Annotated in this window: 17 protein-coding genes; 14 read left to right on the top strand and 3 right to left on the bottom strand. The window is 65.3% G+C overall.

Annotated elements, in window-relative coordinates; genetic code table 11:
• Positions 1 to 99: 99 nt before the first annotated feature.
• From ppc to V6F88_RS12860, 4 genes are all read left to right on the top strand, one after another.
• On the top strand, positions 100 to 2,949 hold the full coding sequence (ppc, locus tag V6F88_RS12875) for a phosphoenolpyruvate carboxylase (RefSeq protein WP_332609917.1): 2,850 nt from the start codon (positions 100 to 102) through the stop codon (positions 2,947 to 2,949).
• 233 nt (positions 2,950 to 3,182) lie between these two features.
• The gene (locus V6F88_RS12870) at positions 3,183 to 4,118 is read left to right on the top strand and encodes a 3-hydroxyacyl-CoA dehydrogenase family protein (protein ID WP_332609916.1); all 936 of its coding nucleotides are present in this window, start codon (positions 3,183 to 3,185) and stop codon (positions 4,116 to 4,118) included.
• 178 nt (positions 4,119 to 4,296) lie between these two features.
• Entirely contained in the window at positions 4,297 to 5,637 is a 1,341-nt protein-coding gene (locus V6F88_RS12865; protein WP_332609915.1) for a short-chain fatty acid transporter, read from the top strand.
• 37 nt (positions 5,638 to 5,674) lie between these two features.
• Positions 5,675 to 6,403: an SDR family NAD(P)-dependent oxidoreductase gene (locus V6F88_RS12860; RefSeq protein ID WP_332609913.1), complete on the top strand. Its 729-nt coding sequence runs from the start codon at positions 5,675 to 5,677 to the stop codon at positions 6,401 to 6,403.
• 50 nt (positions 6,404 to 6,453) lie between these two features.
• Here the strand turns inward: V6F88_RS12860 and V6F88_RS12855 are convergent, their stop codons facing one another.
• Positions 6,454 to 7,236 carry an IclR family transcriptional regulator gene (locus tag V6F88_RS12855; RefSeq protein WP_332610266.1) on the bottom strand — a complete coding sequence of 261 codons (783 nt, stop codon included), beginning with the start codon at positions 7,234 to 7,236 and terminating at the stop codon, positions 6,454 to 6,456.
• 194 nt (positions 7,237 to 7,430) lie between these two features.
• On the opposite strand from V6F88_RS12855, the gene V6F88_RS12850 reads away from it, so the two are divergent.
• From V6F88_RS12850 to V6F88_RS12825, 6 genes are read left to right on the top strand one after another with little or no spacing between them, the layout of a single operon-like run.
• Positions 7,431 to 8,120 (top strand): 3-oxoacid CoA-transferase subunit A, encoded by a 690-nt coding sequence (locus V6F88_RS12850; RefSeq protein ID WP_046803261.1) that lies wholly within the window; start codon positions 7,431 to 7,433, stop codon positions 8,118 to 8,120.
• A complete protein-coding gene (locus V6F88_RS12845; protein WP_046803260.1) occupies positions 8,117 to 8,761 on the top strand; it encodes a 3-oxoacid CoA-transferase subunit B in 645 nt (214 codons plus the stop codon). Before V6F88_RS12850 ends, V6F88_RS12845 begins: the two co-directional genes overlap by 4 nt.
• A 15-nt stretch (positions 8,762 to 8,776) precedes the next feature.
• Positions 8,777 to 9,052: a muconolactone Delta-isomerase gene (gene catC / locus V6F88_RS12840; protein WP_315526967.1), complete on the top strand. Its 276-nt coding sequence runs from the start codon at positions 8,777 to 8,779 to the stop codon at positions 9,050 to 9,052.
• A gap of 12 nt (positions 9,053 to 9,064) precedes the next feature.
• Complete coding sequence (locus V6F88_RS12835; RefSeq protein WP_332609909.1) at positions 9,065 to 9,361, top strand: YciI family protein; 297 nt, start codon at positions 9,065 to 9,067, stop codon at positions 9,359 to 9,361.
• Between the two features lie 52 nt (positions 9,362 to 9,413).
• Complete coding sequence (gene pcaD / locus V6F88_RS12830) at positions 9,414 to 10,193, top strand: 3-oxoadipate enol-lactonase (RefSeq protein WP_332609907.1); 780 nt, start codon at positions 9,414 to 9,416, stop codon at positions 10,191 to 10,193.
• A 4-nt stretch (positions 10,194 to 10,197) separates the two neighbouring features.
• On the top strand, positions 10,198 to 11,238 hold the full coding sequence (locus tag V6F88_RS12825) for a cyclase family protein (protein ID WP_332609905.1): 1,041 nt from the start codon (positions 10,198 to 10,200) through the stop codon (positions 11,236 to 11,238).
• Positions 11,239 to 11,310: 72 nt separating this feature from the next.
• Here V6F88_RS12825 and V6F88_RS12820 read toward each other — a convergent pair whose 3' ends face one another.
• Complete coding sequence (locus V6F88_RS12820) at positions 11,311 to 11,643, bottom strand: PsiF family protein (RefSeq protein WP_332609904.1); 333 nt, start codon at positions 11,641 to 11,643, stop codon at positions 11,311 to 11,313.
• Positions 11,644 to 11,996: 353 nt separating this feature from the next.
• Here V6F88_RS12820 and V6F88_RS12815 point away from each other — a divergent pair, with 353 nt between their 5' ends.
• The 4 genes from V6F88_RS12815 to V6F88_RS12800 all read left to right on the top strand — a co-directional run bounded on the left by V6F88_RS12815 (position 11,997) and on the right by V6F88_RS12800 (position 14,616).
• Positions 11,997 to 12,335 carry an FxLYD domain-containing protein gene (locus V6F88_RS12815; RefSeq protein WP_046803256.1) on the top strand — a complete coding sequence of 113 codons (339 nt, stop codon included), beginning with the start codon at positions 11,997 to 11,999 and terminating at the stop codon, positions 12,333 to 12,335.
• A gap of 180 nt (positions 12,336 to 12,515) precedes the next feature.
• Complete coding sequence (locus V6F88_RS12810) at positions 12,516 to 13,166, top strand: carbonic anhydrase (protein ID WP_332609903.1); 651 nt, start codon at positions 12,516 to 12,518, stop codon at positions 13,164 to 13,166.
• Between the two features lie 71 nt (positions 13,167 to 13,237).
• Positions 13,238 to 13,846, top strand: a complete 609-nt coding sequence (locus V6F88_RS12805) for a glutathione S-transferase (RefSeq protein WP_332609902.1) — start codon at positions 13,238 to 13,240, stop codon at positions 13,844 to 13,846.
• Positions 13,847 to 13,977: 131 nt separating this feature from the next.
• Positions 13,978 to 14,616: a hypothetical protein gene (locus tag V6F88_RS12800; protein WP_332609901.1), complete on the top strand. Its 639-nt coding sequence runs from the start codon at positions 13,978 to 13,980 to the stop codon at positions 14,614 to 14,616.
• Positions 14,617 to 14,794: 178 nt separating this feature from the next.
• Here the strand turns inward: V6F88_RS12800 and V6F88_RS12795 are convergent, their stop codons facing one another.
• The gene (locus tag V6F88_RS12795; RefSeq protein ID WP_332609900.1) at positions 14,795 to 16,132 is read right to left on the bottom strand and encodes a DUF3100 domain-containing protein; all 1,338 of its coding nucleotides are present in this window, start codon (positions 16,130 to 16,132) and stop codon (positions 14,795 to 14,797) included.
• Between the last annotated feature and the right edge of the window lie 120 nt (positions 16,133 to 16,252).

Here is a 16,252-nt window from a genome sequence, read left to right as displayed (position 1 = left end):
AAGGAACGCTGCGTAAAATCAATCGGTCCGATTTTCCCGGTAGTGCCGCAACGCCCACGTCTTTTCTTTCTTCCTTCAGCCTGACGGAACCCCCGCCCGATGAAAGCCAGCCGCCCGCAGTCCGAGTCCGCAGAACCCTTGCGCCACGATATCCGCCTGCTAGGCCGTTTTTTAGGCGCCGTGATTGCGGAATGCGAAGGCAAACGGGTGTTCGACACTATTGAAACGTTGCGCCGCACTGCCGTGAAATTCCGCCGCGAAGGCAACGAGGCGGACAGCAAGCTGCTGGAACAACGCGTCAAGCGGCTGCAAGGCAACGACCCGAATTCCGTGGCGCGCGCCTTCAGCTACTTCCTGCATCTGGCCAACATTGCCGAAGACCGCGACCAGAACCGCCGCCAGCGCACCCGCGCATTGGCCGGCGACACCGCGCCGCGTGGCAGCCTGCGCGATGCCGTGCTGACGCTGGGCAAGCAAGGCGTGGGCGTGGCGCGCATCCGCCGTCTGCTGGCCGACGCCAGCGTGGTGCCGGTGCTGACCGCGCACCCTACCGAAGTGCAGCGCAAGAGCACGCTGGACGTGCACCGCGAAATTGCCCTGGCGCTGACCCAGCGCGATAGCCCGCTGACGCCCGAGGAACTGGCCGAACTGGACGCCGCGCTGCTCGGCCGCGTGGCCACCTTGTGGCAGACGCGCATGCTGCGCTACACGCGCCTGACGGTGGCCGACGAAATCGAGAACGCGCTGTCGTACTACCGCAGCACCTTCCTGCAAGTCATCCCGCGCTTGTACGCCGACCTGTCCAAGCTGTTGAACCGCGAGCCGGCCAAGCCGTTCGCCGCGCCGCCCGCGCCGCTGGAACCGTTTCTGCGCATGGGCAGCTGGATCGGCGGCGACCGCGACGGCAATCCCAACGTGGATGCCGCCACGCTGGAGCGCGCGCTGCTGCGACAGGCCACCGTGCTGTTTGAACACTATCTGCAAGAGGTTCACGCGCTGGGCGCGGAACTGTCGATCACCACCCTGCTGATCTCCGCCAACCCGGAACTGCTGGCGCTGGCCGACAGCAGCGGCGACGATTCCCCCCACCGCAGCGACGAGCCCTATCGCCGCGCGCTGGTCGGCGTCTATGCCCGACTGGCCGCCACGGCGCAAGCGCTGACGGGGCAAAACCTGGCGCGCCGCAGCACCGTGGCGGCCCCCGCGTATCAAGCGCCGCGGGAACTGTCCGCCGACTTGGCCGTGATTGCCGCGTCGCTGGCCGCGCATCACGCCTCGCCCATCGCCAAGCTGCGCCTGTCCGGCCTGCAACAAGCCGTGGAGGTATTCGGCTTTCACCTGGCCACCGTGGACCTGCGCCAAAGCTCCGACGTGCACGAACGCGCGCTGGCCGAACTGTTCGAGCGCGCCGGCACGCTGCACGAAGGCAAACCGCTGGACTACCTGGCGCTGGACGAAGACGCCCGCGTGGCGTTGCTGCGCGCCGAACTGGCCCAGGCGCGCCCGCTGGCTTCGCCGTGGATCGCCTACAGCGAAGACACCACGCGCGAACTGGCCGTGCTGCGCGCCGCCGCCGCCGGCCGCGCGCGTTATGGCAAGCAGGCCGTGCGCCAGACCATCGTGTCGCACACCGAAACGCTGAGCGACCTGCTGGAAGTCATGGTGCTGCAAAAGGAAGCGGGCTTGATCGCCCCGGCGGGCCAGGACCTGGACCCCGACGATGGCCTGATGGTCGTGCCCTTGTTCGAAACGATTCCCGACTTGCAGCGCGGCGCCGACATCATGGCAGCCTGGCTGGATTTGCCCGAAGTGCGCCAGCGCGTGAAGCAGGCGCAGAACGGCGCGCAGGAGGTCATGCTGGGCTATTCCGACAGCAACAAGGACGGCGGCTTCCTGACGTCGAACTGGTCGCTGTACCAGGCCGAACGCGCGCTGGTGGATGTGTTTTCGTCGCGGCACGTGCGCTTGCGCCTGTTTCACGGGCGCGGCGGGTCGGTGGGGCGCGGCGGCGGCTCCAGCTTTGACGCCATATTGGCGCAGCCGCCCGGCACCGTCGCCGGGCAGATCCGCCTGACCGAGCAAGGCGAAGTCATCCAAAGCAAGTACAAGGACGCCGAGGTCGGCCGCTGGCACCTGGAACTGCTGGTGGCCGCCACGCTGGAATCCAGCCTGGCCCCGCGCGCCGAAGCGACCAGCGCGGAAGACGCGCACATGGCGCAGCACGGCCCGGCCATGTCGTTCATGTCTGAAACCGCGCAGCGCACCTATCGCGGCCTGGTGTACGACACGCCCCGCTTTGCCGAATATTTTTTTGCCGCCACGCCCATCAGCGAAATCGCCGGCCTGAACATCGGATCGCGCCCCGCCTCGCGCAAGAAGGGCCAGCGCATCGAAGACCTGCGCGCCATTCCGTGGGGCTTTTCGTGGGCGCAATGCCGCCTGATGCTGACCGGCTGGTACGGCATGGGCTCGGCCATCGAGGCCTATCTGGAAGTGGGCGCCGAAGGCGGCCCGCGTTCGCGACGCGCGCGCTTGGCGCAGCTGCGCGAGATGGCGCGCGACTGGCCCGCGTTCCGCACGCTGTTGTCCAACATGGAAATGGTGCTGGCCAAGTCTGATCTGGCCATCGCGGCGCGCTACGCGCAGTTGGTGCCGCAACGCGGCCTGCGCGAACGCGTCTTCGGGCTGATCAGCGCCGAACATGGCCGCACGTTGGCCATGCTGAAGCTGTTGACCCAACGCGAACTGCTGGCCGACAACCCCATGTTGCAGGATTCGCTGCGCGAACGCTTTGCGTATATCGACCCGCTGAACTATTTGCAGATCGACCTGATTCGCCGCCACCGCGCGGCGCAGAACAATCCAAAGGCGGAAATAGACGAACGCGTGCAGCGCGCCATCCACCTGACCATCAACGGCATTGCCGCCGGGCTGCGCAATTCGGGCTAGGCGGCAGCGTCCACCTGCCGAACACCGCTGAGGGGCCATTTGTCCACCCCTGGAGACTTTTAGTACTATCCCTGACAGAAATTCTATACACGCACAAATGTTCGTATATAGAACAAAACGATTTTTCTGGCCGCGCCGCACAGAAAGGCACCTGAGGACGAGACAGAGACCACCCTGGTTCCCCGCGTGCCCGCCTGCTACGCCCGGCTGCAAGCAGCCCCAAGCGAACTGTCATGGATACTCCCCTCAAAAATCTCGCCGTCATCGGCGCAGGCGCCATGGGCAGCGGCATTGCCGCCCTGTTCGCCTCGAAGGGACTGAACATCGTCCTGATCGATCCCGTGCCCGGCGCGCTGGACCGCGCCCGCGCCGTCATCGACCGTCAGCTGAACGTCTACGCGCCTGAGCAGGTGCAGGAATCCCTGGCGCGCATCCGCATGGATGCCGGCCTGGAGGCCGCGGCCGACGTCGAACTGGTGATCGAGGCCGTGCCGGAAAACCTGGAGCTCAAGCGCGGCATCTTTGCCAAGCTTGACGCGCTGTGCCCCGCGCACACGCTGTTCGCCACCAACACGTCGGGCCTGTCCATCAACGCCATCGCCAGCGCCGTCACGCGCCGCGACCGCTTCGTGGGCGCCCACTTCTTCACGCCGGCCGATGTCATCCCGCTGGTGGAAGTCGTGCGCAATGACGACACCTCGGACGCCACCGTCGCGCAAGTCATGGCAACGCTGCGCTTTGCCGGCAAGCGCCCCGTGCTGGTGCGCCAGGACATCCCCGGCTTCATCGCCAACCGCATCCAGCATGCGCTGGCGCGCGAAGCCATCTCGCTTCTGGAAAAGGGCGTGGCCAGCGCCGAGGACATCGACGAAGTGGTCAAGTGGAGCCTGGGCATCCGGCTGGCCCTGTCCGGCCCGCTGGAGCAGCGCGACATGAATGGCATCGACGTGCACTACGCGATTGCCAGCTACCTGTACAAAGATCTTGAGAACCGCACCGAACCTTCCGACCTGCTGAAAAGCAAGGTCGACAGCGGCCAGATCGGCGCCAAGAGCGGCCAGGGTTTCTACACCTGGAGCCCCGAGCGCCGCGAACGCGTGCTGCGCGAGAAAAGCGCGGCGCTGGGCGAACTGGCGGCGTGGCTGAACAGCAAGGCCGACGACTCCTGACGGCGTTTCTTACCCGAATCCACAACAGATAAGGCGCGGGGCATTGCCCACCGCGCCAGCGGGCCACGAGCCCCACCACACAAAGAAAACCAATCGTCGATCCCCGTTACGCATCGCCACCCGATGGCGCGCGGGGCGCGGCACTAGAGAACCCGCCTACGGAGTTGTTGGAGGCACCATGAATAAACTGGCTTCATTCTTTACCGAGCTGATGCGCAAGTATCTGCCGGATCCTTTTGTTTTCGCGATTGCACTGACGTTGCTGACCGTGCTGCTGGCCATGGGCATCGAAGGCCAGAGCATCGGCGACGTGACCCGCGCCTGGGGCAAGGGCTTCTGGAGCCTGCTGGCGTTCACGACGCAGATGGCCGTGATTCTGGCAATGGGCTACGTGCTGGCCACCGCGCCGCTGACCGACCGCCTGCTGAACCGCATCGTCAGCCACGTGCACAAGCCGCACACCGCCATCATCGTCGCCACGCTGGTCGGCGGCGTGGGCAGCTACCTGAACTGGGGCTTTGGCCTGGTCATCGGCGGCATCGTCGCCAAGAAGCTGGCGCTGAAGGTCAAGGGCGTGCACTACCCGCTGATCATCGCGGCCGCCTATAGCGGCTTCACGATGTACGGCCTGGGCCTGTCCGCCAGCATCCCGGTGCTGGTCGCCACCCCCGGCCACCCCACCGCCAAACAGATGGGCACCATCCCGCTGTCGGAAACCATTTTCTCGGTGCCCATGCTGATCACCAGCTTGGTCATCATCATCACGCTGCCGCTGCTGAACGCGTGGCTGCACCCCAAGAAGGGCGAGAAGATCGTTGAAGTGGACCCGGCCATCGACCGCGACGCCAACGCCTCCAACGCCAGCGAAGACATGCTGGAAAAGGGCACCATTGCCTCGAAGCTGAATAACAGCCGCATCCTGAGCCTCTTGATCGGCGCGCTGGGCATTGCCTACGTTACGTTCCACTTCATGGACGGCGGCTCGCTGGACCTGAACCTGATCAACTTCATCATCCTGTTCCTGGGCATCATCCTGCTGGGCACGCCGGCCGCCTACGTGGCCAAGCTGACCGAAGGCATCAAGACGATTTCGGGGATCATCCTGCAATACCCGTTCTACGCCGGCATCATGGCCATCATGGCCGCGTCGGGACTGGTGACGTCGATCTCGCAAGTGTTCGTTGATTTCGCCACGCCGGCCACGCTGCCGTTCTGGGGCCTGATCAGCTCGTTCTTCATCAACTTCTTTGCGCCGTCGGCCGGCGGCCACTGGGTCATCCAGGGTCCGTTCATGATTGACGCCGCCAAGGAAATCGGCAGCGCGATGAACCAGACGACCATGGCCGTCATGCTGGGCAACGCCTGGAACGACCTGGTGCAACCCTTCTGGATCCTGCCGGCGCTGGCCCTGTCCAAGCTGAAGCTGCGCGACGTGATGGGCTACACCGTCATCATGATGCTGTGGGTGGGCGTGATCCACATCACCGCCGTGCTGGCCTGGGGCTACGCCACGCACTGATACCCACGCGCTTTCATAGAACAGACTGGAAACCGATATGAGCAAACCCACTGCGTATCTCGTCACCGGCGGCAGCGCCGGCATAGGCGCCGCCATCATTCGCATGCTGCTGGATGCGGGCCACAAGGTGGTCAACATCGACTACCGACTGCCCGAGAATCCGCCGGCCGGGCTGGTCTCGTATCAGGCCGACCTGACCGATGAAGCGCGCACCAAGGAAGTGGCCGCCGAAGTCACCGCCGCCTACAACATCGTGGGCCTGGTGAACAACGCCGGTGCAACGCGCCCGGGCACGGCCGACACGGCCACCCTGGCGGATCTGGACTATGTGGTGAACCTGCATCTGCGCACCGCGCTGATCCTGGTGCAGGCCGCGCTGCCCGCCATGCGCGAAGCCGGCTTTGGCCGCATCGTGAACATGTCGTCGCGCGCGGCGCTGGGCAAGCCCGAACGCGTGGTCTATTCGGCCACCAAGGCCGGGCTGGTGGGCCTGACGCGCACGCTGGCCATGGAACTGGGCGGCGACGGCATCACCGTCAACGCCATCGGCCCGGGCCCCATCGCCACCGACCTCTTCACCAAGAGCAATCCGGCGGGCGCTCCGCAAACGGAACGCATCATCAACAGCATCGTCGTCAAGCGCCTGGGCACGCCGGAAGACGTGGCGCGCGCCGCCATGTTCTTCCTGTCGCCCGACAACGGCTTCGTGACGGGCCAGATGCTGTATGTGTGCGGCGGCACGACGCTGGGCGTCGCGCCCATCTGAGCCCGCGCGCCATGCTGAACCGCCCTGACCTTCGTGCCTGCCCGCCGCAATCAGCGGCGCAGCAGCGCGTGGTTGATCTGGTCGGCGGCGTGGCGCAAGGGCGGCAGGAAGGCGTCCAGCATGGCCTCGCGCGTAAAGCGGTTGGACTGCCCGCTGACGTTCATCGCGGCGATCACCCGGCCGCTGCGGTCCACGATGGGCACGGCCACCGATTGCAGGCCGGGTTCAAGCTCCTGCGCCACGCACGCGTAGCCATCGGCGCGCACGCCGGCCAGCAGGCGCTTGAGGTCGGCGATATCGGTCACGGTTTGCGGGGTATAGGCCTGGATCTGGCTCATGGCCAGCACCCGGTCCAGTTCCCCGTCCGGCAGGCCGGCCAGCAGCACGCGGCCCATCGACGTCACCCACGCCGGCAGGCGGCTGCCCACGGCCAGGTTGATGGTCATCACCTTGTGCGTGGACAGACGCAGGATGTACACGATGTCGGCGCCTTCCAGCACCGACACCGAGCACGATTCGCGCGTCTGCTCGGCCACTTCTTCCATGTACGGCAAGGCCAGGTTCCACAGCGGCGTGCCGGACAGGTAGGCGTAGCCCAGCTCCAGGATGCGCGGGGTCAGTTCGAACTTGCGGTCGGTGACGGTGACGTAGCCCAGGTGTTCCAGCGTCAGCAGGATGCGGCGCGCGCCGGCGCGAGTCAGCCCCGTCACGGCGGCCACTTCGGACAGCGTCATCTGCGAACGGCCCGGGCCGAATGCCCGGATCACCGACAGGCCGCGCGCGAAGGATTGCACGTAGCTGTCGCTGGGCTGCTGGGGGTCTTGCTCGGCCATCCGGTAGGTCCCAAGAGTAAAAAGCTCGCCGCTGGCGAGCCGTTCGTTGCCATTGCGGGCAACGCCAAACGATGGAGGATCGCCGTGCGTCGGGTTGTCTTGACGCTGTGCGGTCCCCATGAAACGATGTTCTTCAGAAGAACGAAAGTTCTAGTGAAGAACAAATTATGACACGCCACCTATGAGCGAACATCATGATCTCTAAGCTTGTTGCAAGCGCGGCGGCCGCCCTGGCGGACGTACCCGACGGCGCCACCGTCATGATCGGCGGCTTCGGCACTGCCGGCCAGCCCATGGAATTGATCGACGCCCTGCTCGAACAGGGCGCGAAAGACCTGGTCATCATCAACAACAACGCCGGTAACGGCACCACCGGCCTTGCCGCCCTGCTGGGCGCGAACCGCGTGCGCAAGATCATCTGCTCGTTCCCGCGCCAGGTCGATTCGCAGATTTTCGACGGCCTGTACCGCAGCGGCAAGATCGAACTGGAACTGGTGCCCCAGGGCAACCTGGCCGAGCGCATCCGCGCCGCCGGCGCCGGCATCGGCGCGTTCTTCTCGCCCACCGGCTACGGCACCCCGCTGGCCGATGGCAAGGAAGTGCGCGAGATCAATGGCCGCCACTACGTGCTGGAATATCCGCTGCATGCGGACTATGCGCTGATCAAGGCCGAGCGTGGTGACCGCTGGGGCAACCTGGTCTACCGCAAGACCGCCCGCAACTTCGGCCCCATCATGGCCAGCGCCGCGCGCGTGGCCGTGGCGCAAGTGCGCGAAGTGGTTGAACTGGGCACGCTGGACCCCGAAACCGTCGTCACCCCCGGCATCTTCGTGCAGCGCGTCGTCCAGATCGACGCCGCCCCGGCCGCCAAGGAGCAGCAATGAGCACCAAACTGACCCGCGACCAGATCGCCGCCCGCGTCGCGCAGGACATTCCCGAAGGCGCCTACGTCAACCTGGGCATCGGCTTGCCCACGTTGGTGGCCAACCACCTGCCGGCTGACCGCGAAGTCATCCTGCATACCGAAAACGGCATGCTGGGCATGGGCCCCGCGCCCGCCAAGGGCCAGGAAGACTACGACCTGATCAACGCCGGCAAGCAGCCCGTGACCGAACTGCCGGGCTGCTCGTTCTTCCATCACGCCGACTCGTTCGCGATGATGCGCGGCGGCCATCTGGACATCTGCGTGCTGGGCGCCTTCCAGGTGTCGCAACACGGCGACCTGGCCAACTGGCACACCGGCGCGCCCGACGCCATCCCCGCCGTGGGCGGCGCGATGGACCTGGCCATCGGCGCCAAAGACGTCTTCGTGATGATGGAACTGCAAACGCGCGAAGGCCAGAGCAAGCTGGTCGAGGCCTGCACGTATCCGCTGACGGGCGTGCGCTGCGTATCGCGCGTGTACACGGACGTGGCGGTGTTCGACATCCGCGCCGACGGCGTCACCGTGACCGACATGTTCGGCGACGTCACCGCCGACGAACTGTTGGCCTTGACCGGCCTGCCGTTGAAGTTTTCCCGCTAATCAGGAGTCCCCATCATGTTGTTCATGGTTCAAATGCAGGTCAATCTTCCCGTCGACATGCCGGCCGAACGCGCCGACAAGCTCAAGGCGGACGAAAAGGCGCTGGCCCAACAACTGCAACGCGACGGCAAGTGGAAAGAGCTGTGGCGCGTGGTGGGCCGCTACGCCAACGTCAGCATTTTCGACGTCGAAAGCAATGACGAACTGCACACGCTGCTGTCGTCGCTGCCGCTGTTTCCGTACATGGACATCAACGTCACGGCGCTGGCGCGCCATCCCTCGGCGATCTGACAGGAGCACTTCATGCCCTACATCATCGAAACGTTCGACAAGCCCAACCACCAGGAAGTGCGCCAGCAACATCGCGCGGCGCACCTGGAATACCTGGACGCCAACAAGCAGCTGCTGCTGGCGTGCGGCGCCAAGCTGCAAGACGACGGCAAGGACGCCGGCGGCGGCCTGTACATCGTTGACCTGGACACGCGCGAAGCCGCGCAGCAGTTCATCGACGCCGACCCGTTTTCGCAAGCCGATCTGTTCGACCGCGTGACCATCACGCGCTGGCGCAAAGCCTACGTCGACGGCACCTGCCACCTGTAATCCTGTCGCGGCCGCCCTTGCGCGGCCGCGTTCTCATCCGAGGTATCCCCACATGGCTTACGCCGATCTCAGCCAGGCCCGGCTGTTCTACGTCATCGATGGCCCCGCCGACGCGCCGGTGCTTGTGCTTTCCAATTCGCTGGGCACCTGCTCCGACATGTGGGCGCGCCAGATTCCCGAACTGACCAAGCACTTTCGTGTGCTGCGCTACGACACGCGCGGCCACGGCAAGTCGTCGATTCCCGACGGCGAATACACGTTTGAGCAGCTGGCCGGCGACGTCGCCGAACTGCTGGCGCATCTGAACATCAAGCGCGCGCATTTCTGCGGGCTGTCGATGGGCGGCCCCACCGGCATCGCGCTGGCGCTGGCCCACCCGGAACTGGTTGGCAAGCTGATCCTGTGCAACACCGCCGCGCGCATCGGGTCGGTGGAAGGCTGGAGCACCCGCATCGCCGCCGTGGCTGATCAGACCCTGGAAAAGATGGCGCCCACGCTCGTGGAACGCTGGTTGACCGACGACTACCGCGCCGCCGAACCGGGCCTGACGCAAGTGCTGATCGACATGCTGCGCCGCACGCCAGACGCCGGCTATTCGGCCAACTGCGCCGCGCTGCGCGACGCCGACTACCGCGATCAAGTGTCGGCCATCACCGCGCCCACGCTGGTCATCAGCAGCTCGCACGATATGGCCGCCACACCCGTGCAAGGCCGGGAACTGGCCGCCGCCATCGCCGGCGCCCGCTATGTCGAATTGAACACCTCTCATATTTCGAACTGGGAGCAACCGGAAGCCTTCACCCGCGCGGTCGTCGACTTCCTGACGGAGTAACCGCATGCAGCGCTGGAAACATCGGCCCGAAGGCTCCAACTGGGGCGACTTCGGACCCGACGACCAACTGGGCCGTTTGAATCTCATTACCGAAGAACAAGTGCTGAAGGGCGCGCGCGAGATCCGCGCGGGCAAGACGTTCTGCCTGTCGCTGCCGCTGGACCTGCCCGGCGGCAACGTGCTGAACCCGCGCCGCCACCCGCCGCAACTAAGCCCGACGCGGCTGGCCGACACGCCGTACCTGAACTTTCCCCTGCGCAACGTCAACCCGGATGCGGTGGACGTGCTTAGCGACGACCAGGTGCTGCTGTCGATGCAATATTCCACGCAGTGGGACGCGCTGGCGCACGTGGGCGCGCTGTTTGACGCCGATGGCGACGGCACGCCGGAACTGCGCTACTACAACGGTTTTCAGGCGGGCGTGGACGTGGTCGGCCCGGCCGACAGCGAACATACCGGCTGCGGTTGCTCAACCGGCGGCCCGTCCGCCGCGCTGAAGCTGGGCGTTGAAAACCTGGCGCAAAAAGGCATGCAGGGGCGCGGCGTGCTGGTGGACCTGTTCCGCCACTACGGCCCGGGCCGCACGCTGATCGGCCACGCCGAACTGATGCATGTGCTGAACACGGACGGCATCACCGTCGAACGCGGCGACATGCTGGTGCTGCGCACGGGCTACGCCGAGGCCGTCGTCGCCATGAACGGCACGCCGGCCCCCGAAGTGCTGCACACCTACGGCGCCGCGCTGGACGGCACCGACACGGCCTTGCTGCAATGGATCACGGACAGCGGCATCGCCGCAATCTGCGCCGACAACTACGCGGTCGAAGCCTATCCGGCGCGGGAAAAGACCGGCCCGCGCGCCATGCTGCCGCTGCACCACCACTGCCTGTTCAAGCTGGGCCTGCCGTTGGCGGAGCTTTGGTATTTGAAGGATCTGGCGGACTTTCTGCATGCCAACGGTCGCCACCACTTCATGCTGACCGCCCCGCCGCTGCGCCTGCCGCACGCGATCGGCTCGCCGGTCACGCCGATTGCCACGGTGTAAGTCCACGGCAGTGGACCACGCAAAAAAAGCGCCAGACGACAACCTGGCGCTTTTTTTATTCGTGGAAGGATTTCAACCCTTCAGGCAGGTGCTCATGAAGGTCTTGCGCGCATCGCCGGTCAGCTTTTGGTCGCCGGCCTTGGCGTTGCAGTCCTTCATTTTCTGCTGCTGCGGCGTCAGCTTCTTTTCGGCCGCGGGGGCCTCGCCCTTCAGGCAGCTGCTCATGTAGGCCTTGCGGTCATCGCCCGTTTTACCGGTGGCGGACTTGTTGCAGTCGGCCATGCGCTGCTGTTGCGGCGTGGGCGTCTTGGCGGGCGCGGGCGCGGCGGGGGTCTGGGCATGGGCCCCGAAAAAACATGCGGACAACACAATGGCCGAGGCCAGCTGGCTAGTACGGGAAAGCATGAGTTTCTCCCTTGCGTTAGGCGCCCGTTTGCGTGGAAGCATGCACCCGGACGAGCGACCGGCCACGTGCCGGCCCCGCCATCATCGAACAAACCGCCCCACGCGGCAAGCATCGAAAAGTTAGGAAAAGACAACGCCGAAAGATCTTAATTTGGAGACATTCCGACGCATCCTTGTCAGTAAGCGACGATTATGGGAACAACCCACGCAACCTGTTACCGATTCATCCTTTTGACCCGTTGTGCGTGGACGGGGAAAGGAGTGAGATAGCCCTGTCCGCTTGATGCGCGGACGGCGCAAACGGCGGCGCGGACAGTCAAGCGCCCCCTACGCCGGCACACCAGGAGACCGCCATGAAACTTGCCCATGCCTTTGTTCTTTTGCTTGCCGGCCTGTCCGGCGCCGCGGGGGCGCAAAGCCTGACTTACGGCGTCACGCTGGGCAATGTGCAGGCGGTGCGCGACACCAATATGAACATGTCCACCATCACGGGTTCGCTGGCCAACCTGTCCGGCAGGCCGGTGTCCAGCGCGGTGCTGACGTATGTGCTGTACGACGCCCAGGGACGCGAGGTGGGCCGGGTGAACGACGACGTGATCGGCCCGATTCCCCCGGGGCAGATCCGCCTGGTCAAGGCGATGACGCCGCTGAAATTCACCAAGGTCACGGTGCTGGACGTGCGGGCGCAATAGTCGATGACGGAGACAACGCCAAAAAACCCTGATCTGATCAGGGTTTAGACAGGGGGTTGTAGGGACAAATATGGGAAAATTCCGCTTGTCGACTCGATAACAGGGGCTTCCAAACGAAGCCCCTTATTGCGTCTGTCGGCGTGCCAGCAAGCCTGGCCCTGTTCCTAGGAAGTGACCATCATGTTCCCCAAAAGACTCACCGAAGGCTATCAATCGTTCCTGGACGGCCGTTTCCACTCGGAAAGCAGCCGTTATCAGAAGCTGGCTGAACTCGGGCAAAGCCCGGAAATTCTTCTTATTGGCTGCTGCGATTCCCGCGTGTCGCCCGAAGTGATCTTTGACGCCGGCCCCGGCGAGATGTTCGTCGTGCGCAACGTGGCCAACCTGGTTCCGCCCTGTGAGCCGGATTCGGAATCGTCCTATCACGGCACCAGCGCCGCGATCGAATTCGCGGTCAATGGCCTGAACGTCAAGCACATCGTCGTGCTGGGCCACGCCTCCTGCGGCGGCATCCGCTCGTTCTTCGACGACGCCAAGCCGTTGTCCAAGGGCGACTTCATCGGCAAATGGATGTCGCAGATCGAACCCGTGGCCGAACGCCTGGGCCCCGGCAGCGGCGACCGCCAGACCAAGCTCAAGCGCCTGGAACTAGCCGTGGTCGAACACAGCCTGAACAACCTGATGACGTTCCCGTCGATTCGCCGCCGCGTTGAAAAGGGCGAACTGGAATTGCATGGCACGTACTTCGGCGTGGCCACCGGTGTGCTGTTCCTGCGCGATCCGGAAACCGGCGAATTCAACCCCTGCCTGGAAACCGGCGTCACCGAATAAGCCTCATATCCGGTACGCTTGCGGCTGCTTTTCGCTTTCCTTAAAGACGTTACGCAACCCCAAGGACCGATATGAAATTGTTCTTCTCGCCGGCTTCGCCCTTCGTGCGTAAATGCATGGTCATTGCGCACGAATTGGCCCTGACCGACCGCATCGAGAAACTTCCCAGCGCCGCCGGCCCCGTCGCCCGCGACAAAAGCATCATTCCCAGCAACCCGCTGGGCAAGGTGCCCACCTTGATCACGGACGACGGCCAAGTGCTGTACGACAGCCGCGTCATCTGTGAATTTCTGAACGACCTGGGCGGCGGCACGCTGTTCCCTGCAAACGGCCCCGCGCGCTGGCAGGCCCTGGCCGACCAGGCCTTGGGCGATGGCGTCATGGACGCCGCGTTGCTGGCGCGCTATGAAGTGGCGCTGCGCCCCGAAGCCCTGCGCTGGACCGACTGGGTTGATGGCCAACTGAGCAAGGCGCACGACGCCCTGGCCCAGCTGGAAAAAGACGTGGTCCGCCTGGACGGCCGCATGGACATCGGCACGATTGCCATCGGCTGCGCCCTGGGCTATCTGGACTTCCGCTTTGCCGACTACGACTGGCGCGCCACGCACCCGGGCGTTGCCGCCTGGTTCAAGACCTTCAACGCCCGCCCCTCCATGCAGGCGACGCTGCCGCCCGTCTGACGCGGTTACGCCTTGACTCCTAGTGCGACGGGCTGACACGACGCCGCGCCCGCAACGCGGTAAATTTTCCCCATGTCAGCCCCCGGCAGACCCGACGAATCGGGTCTTGTCGACTTGCACAGGGAGCAACAATGAACGTCTCCGCGATCTCGTCCATTACCCGTGTTGCCGCGCCCTATCCGGCGCGCGTGCCGCTGGTGGACGACACCCGACCCACGTTTGAAGCCGAGCGCGTGGCACGGGAAGCCGCCGTGCGAGAGGCTGCGCTTCGCGAAGCCCAGCGCAGCAAGCAGGCCCAAGCCGCCTGGGAAGCGCAACGCCTTGCCCGCGCGCGCGAAGCCACCGAGGCCGCGCGGACCCGACCGGCCGCCAATACCCATACCGACACCACTGCACACACCGGCCTGCGCGCCGACGCGCGGGGGCCGTTGGCGGTGGACGCGCCACTGGCGGCCGACGTATTCAACCCCGATATCCTGCGCGATCAATTCGCCGATGCGCGTTTGCGCCGCGCGCTGGACGCCTATGCGGCGCAATCCGATCCTGTCGCCCAGCGCGCCGGCAACCCGAACGATCTGGGCACCATCGAAGGGCTGACGCCGTTGCAGCCGTATCGCGTTGCGATGGCCAACCCGCAGGTGGAATTGCAGGCGGCCGTGGCCGTGAAGGCCGCCGCCGTCGCCGTGCCGGCGGTCGCCAACATCGGGCCGACGGAAAACGTCACAGACAACGCGCGCTATCGCTCGGGCACCGCCCCACGCCTGTCCTGAGACGCCATCGCGGGCGGGTGCCGGGGCCCCGCCGCCGCGCGCTTGGCAACCCGCGCCTGCCCACGGCCCCAACGAAACACGCCGCGCGCCCCCAACGAAAAAGCCGCCTGACAATGCCAGGCGGCTTTTTCGTTCGCGATTCAGCGCGGCACCATCGGCGCCGCCCCGCGCGGATCGATCAGTGGAAGAATTCCGCGATCATCGTGGCGCCCATGAAGGTGCCGGCGTTGGCGGCCAGGGACACCACCACGATCTTCCAGCCCAGCTTGCGAAATGCCGGCAGGTCTTTCAGGATCGACAGCCCGGCCATGGCCAGGATCACCGTGGTGAACGGCAGGAAATTCACCTTGCCGACCAGCGCGATGATCTGGTCCGAGTACGGCAGCACGCCGGGGCACCCGGCCGTCATGGCGATCAGCGACAGCACGAACACCGCCGGCAGCTTGGGCACGACACGCAGGACCAGGTCGGTCAGCACCACCAGCAGGATGATGATGCCCATGCCCGGCAACGCGTCCATGAACGGCACGTTGTAGCCCAGGCGGTTGCCCACCAGCGCGAACAGGCCGCAGATGACGTAGGCGGTCAGGCGGTCGCCAAAACCCATCTTGGCGTTATGCGCCGGCACGTCCTCGGACACGCTGTTGTCCACGACCGATTCGGACGCCTTGCCGCGCGACCAGCGGCCCAGCACCGGCTCCAGCTTGCCGTACAGGAAGATCGTGGTCGGCAGCGAGATGAAGAGGGTGAAGTACACGCCCACCACGGTCGTCAGCAGGTTGGCGGCGGCGGCCAGCGCGGCCACCTGATGCGCCATTTCAGGCGTCTGCTGAGAGGCGATGGCGCCCACGCCCGCGGCCATCATGCTGCCGGAGCCCACGCCGGCGCCCATGGCGAGCGAGCGCGGATCAAAAATGTTCAGGCTGGTGATGAAGCCCGCCATCAACGCGACGAACAGCGCGCCGATCACCGTGCCGGTGATGTACTCGGCCATCACGCCACGGCCTTCGGGCGAATTCATGCCGTAGCGTTCGCCGATGATGGCCAGGCTGGGCTCGCGGCCCACCGAGAACGTGGCGCCGATGGCCTCGCGCTTGATGCCCAGCAACAGCGCCAACGGCAAGCCGATGGCCATGGTGCCGAAGAAATGGCCGAATTCCTGGAACACCAGCGCCCAGCCGGCTTCGCGCACCTGCGGCAACGCGCCGCCCACCATCAGGCCCAGCTTGGCCAGGAAGGGCAGCAAGGCGTATTGCAGATAGCCGCTGATGCGGGTCTGCATGGCCTTGTCGATGCCGGCGCCCACGGGCAGCCGCTGGCCAAAAGCCGCCACGATGGCGCCGATGAAGATGGCCCAAAGCATCGGTTGCAGAACGATCTTGCCCGGGCCCACCGAAAACGTGACGCTGCCGATCGCTTCGGAAATGCCCACCACCAACAAAATGGCGGCAAGCATTCGAACGCGGGCGGATAGCGACATGGAAGGCGCGGCCAGACTGGGGCTGGCGAGAGACATCAATTTCCCCTGATGAACGTGAGTAGATTTTGTGCGCGTGCCGGGCAAAGCCACGCCGCGGCGGCAGGCGGGATTTTCGCCGGGGGGGTTGCAGGCAACCATGACATTGCCCGCGCATAA

This window comes from Achromobacter sp. ESBL13 (assembly GCF_036668755.1).
In the GTDB taxonomy this organism is placed as follows: domain Bacteria; phylum Pseudomonadota; class Gammaproteobacteria; order Burkholderiales; family Burkholderiaceae_B; genus Achromobacter.
Note: the sequence above shows the minus strand (reverse complement) of the source record. Positions and strands in the feature narration are given on the sequence as shown.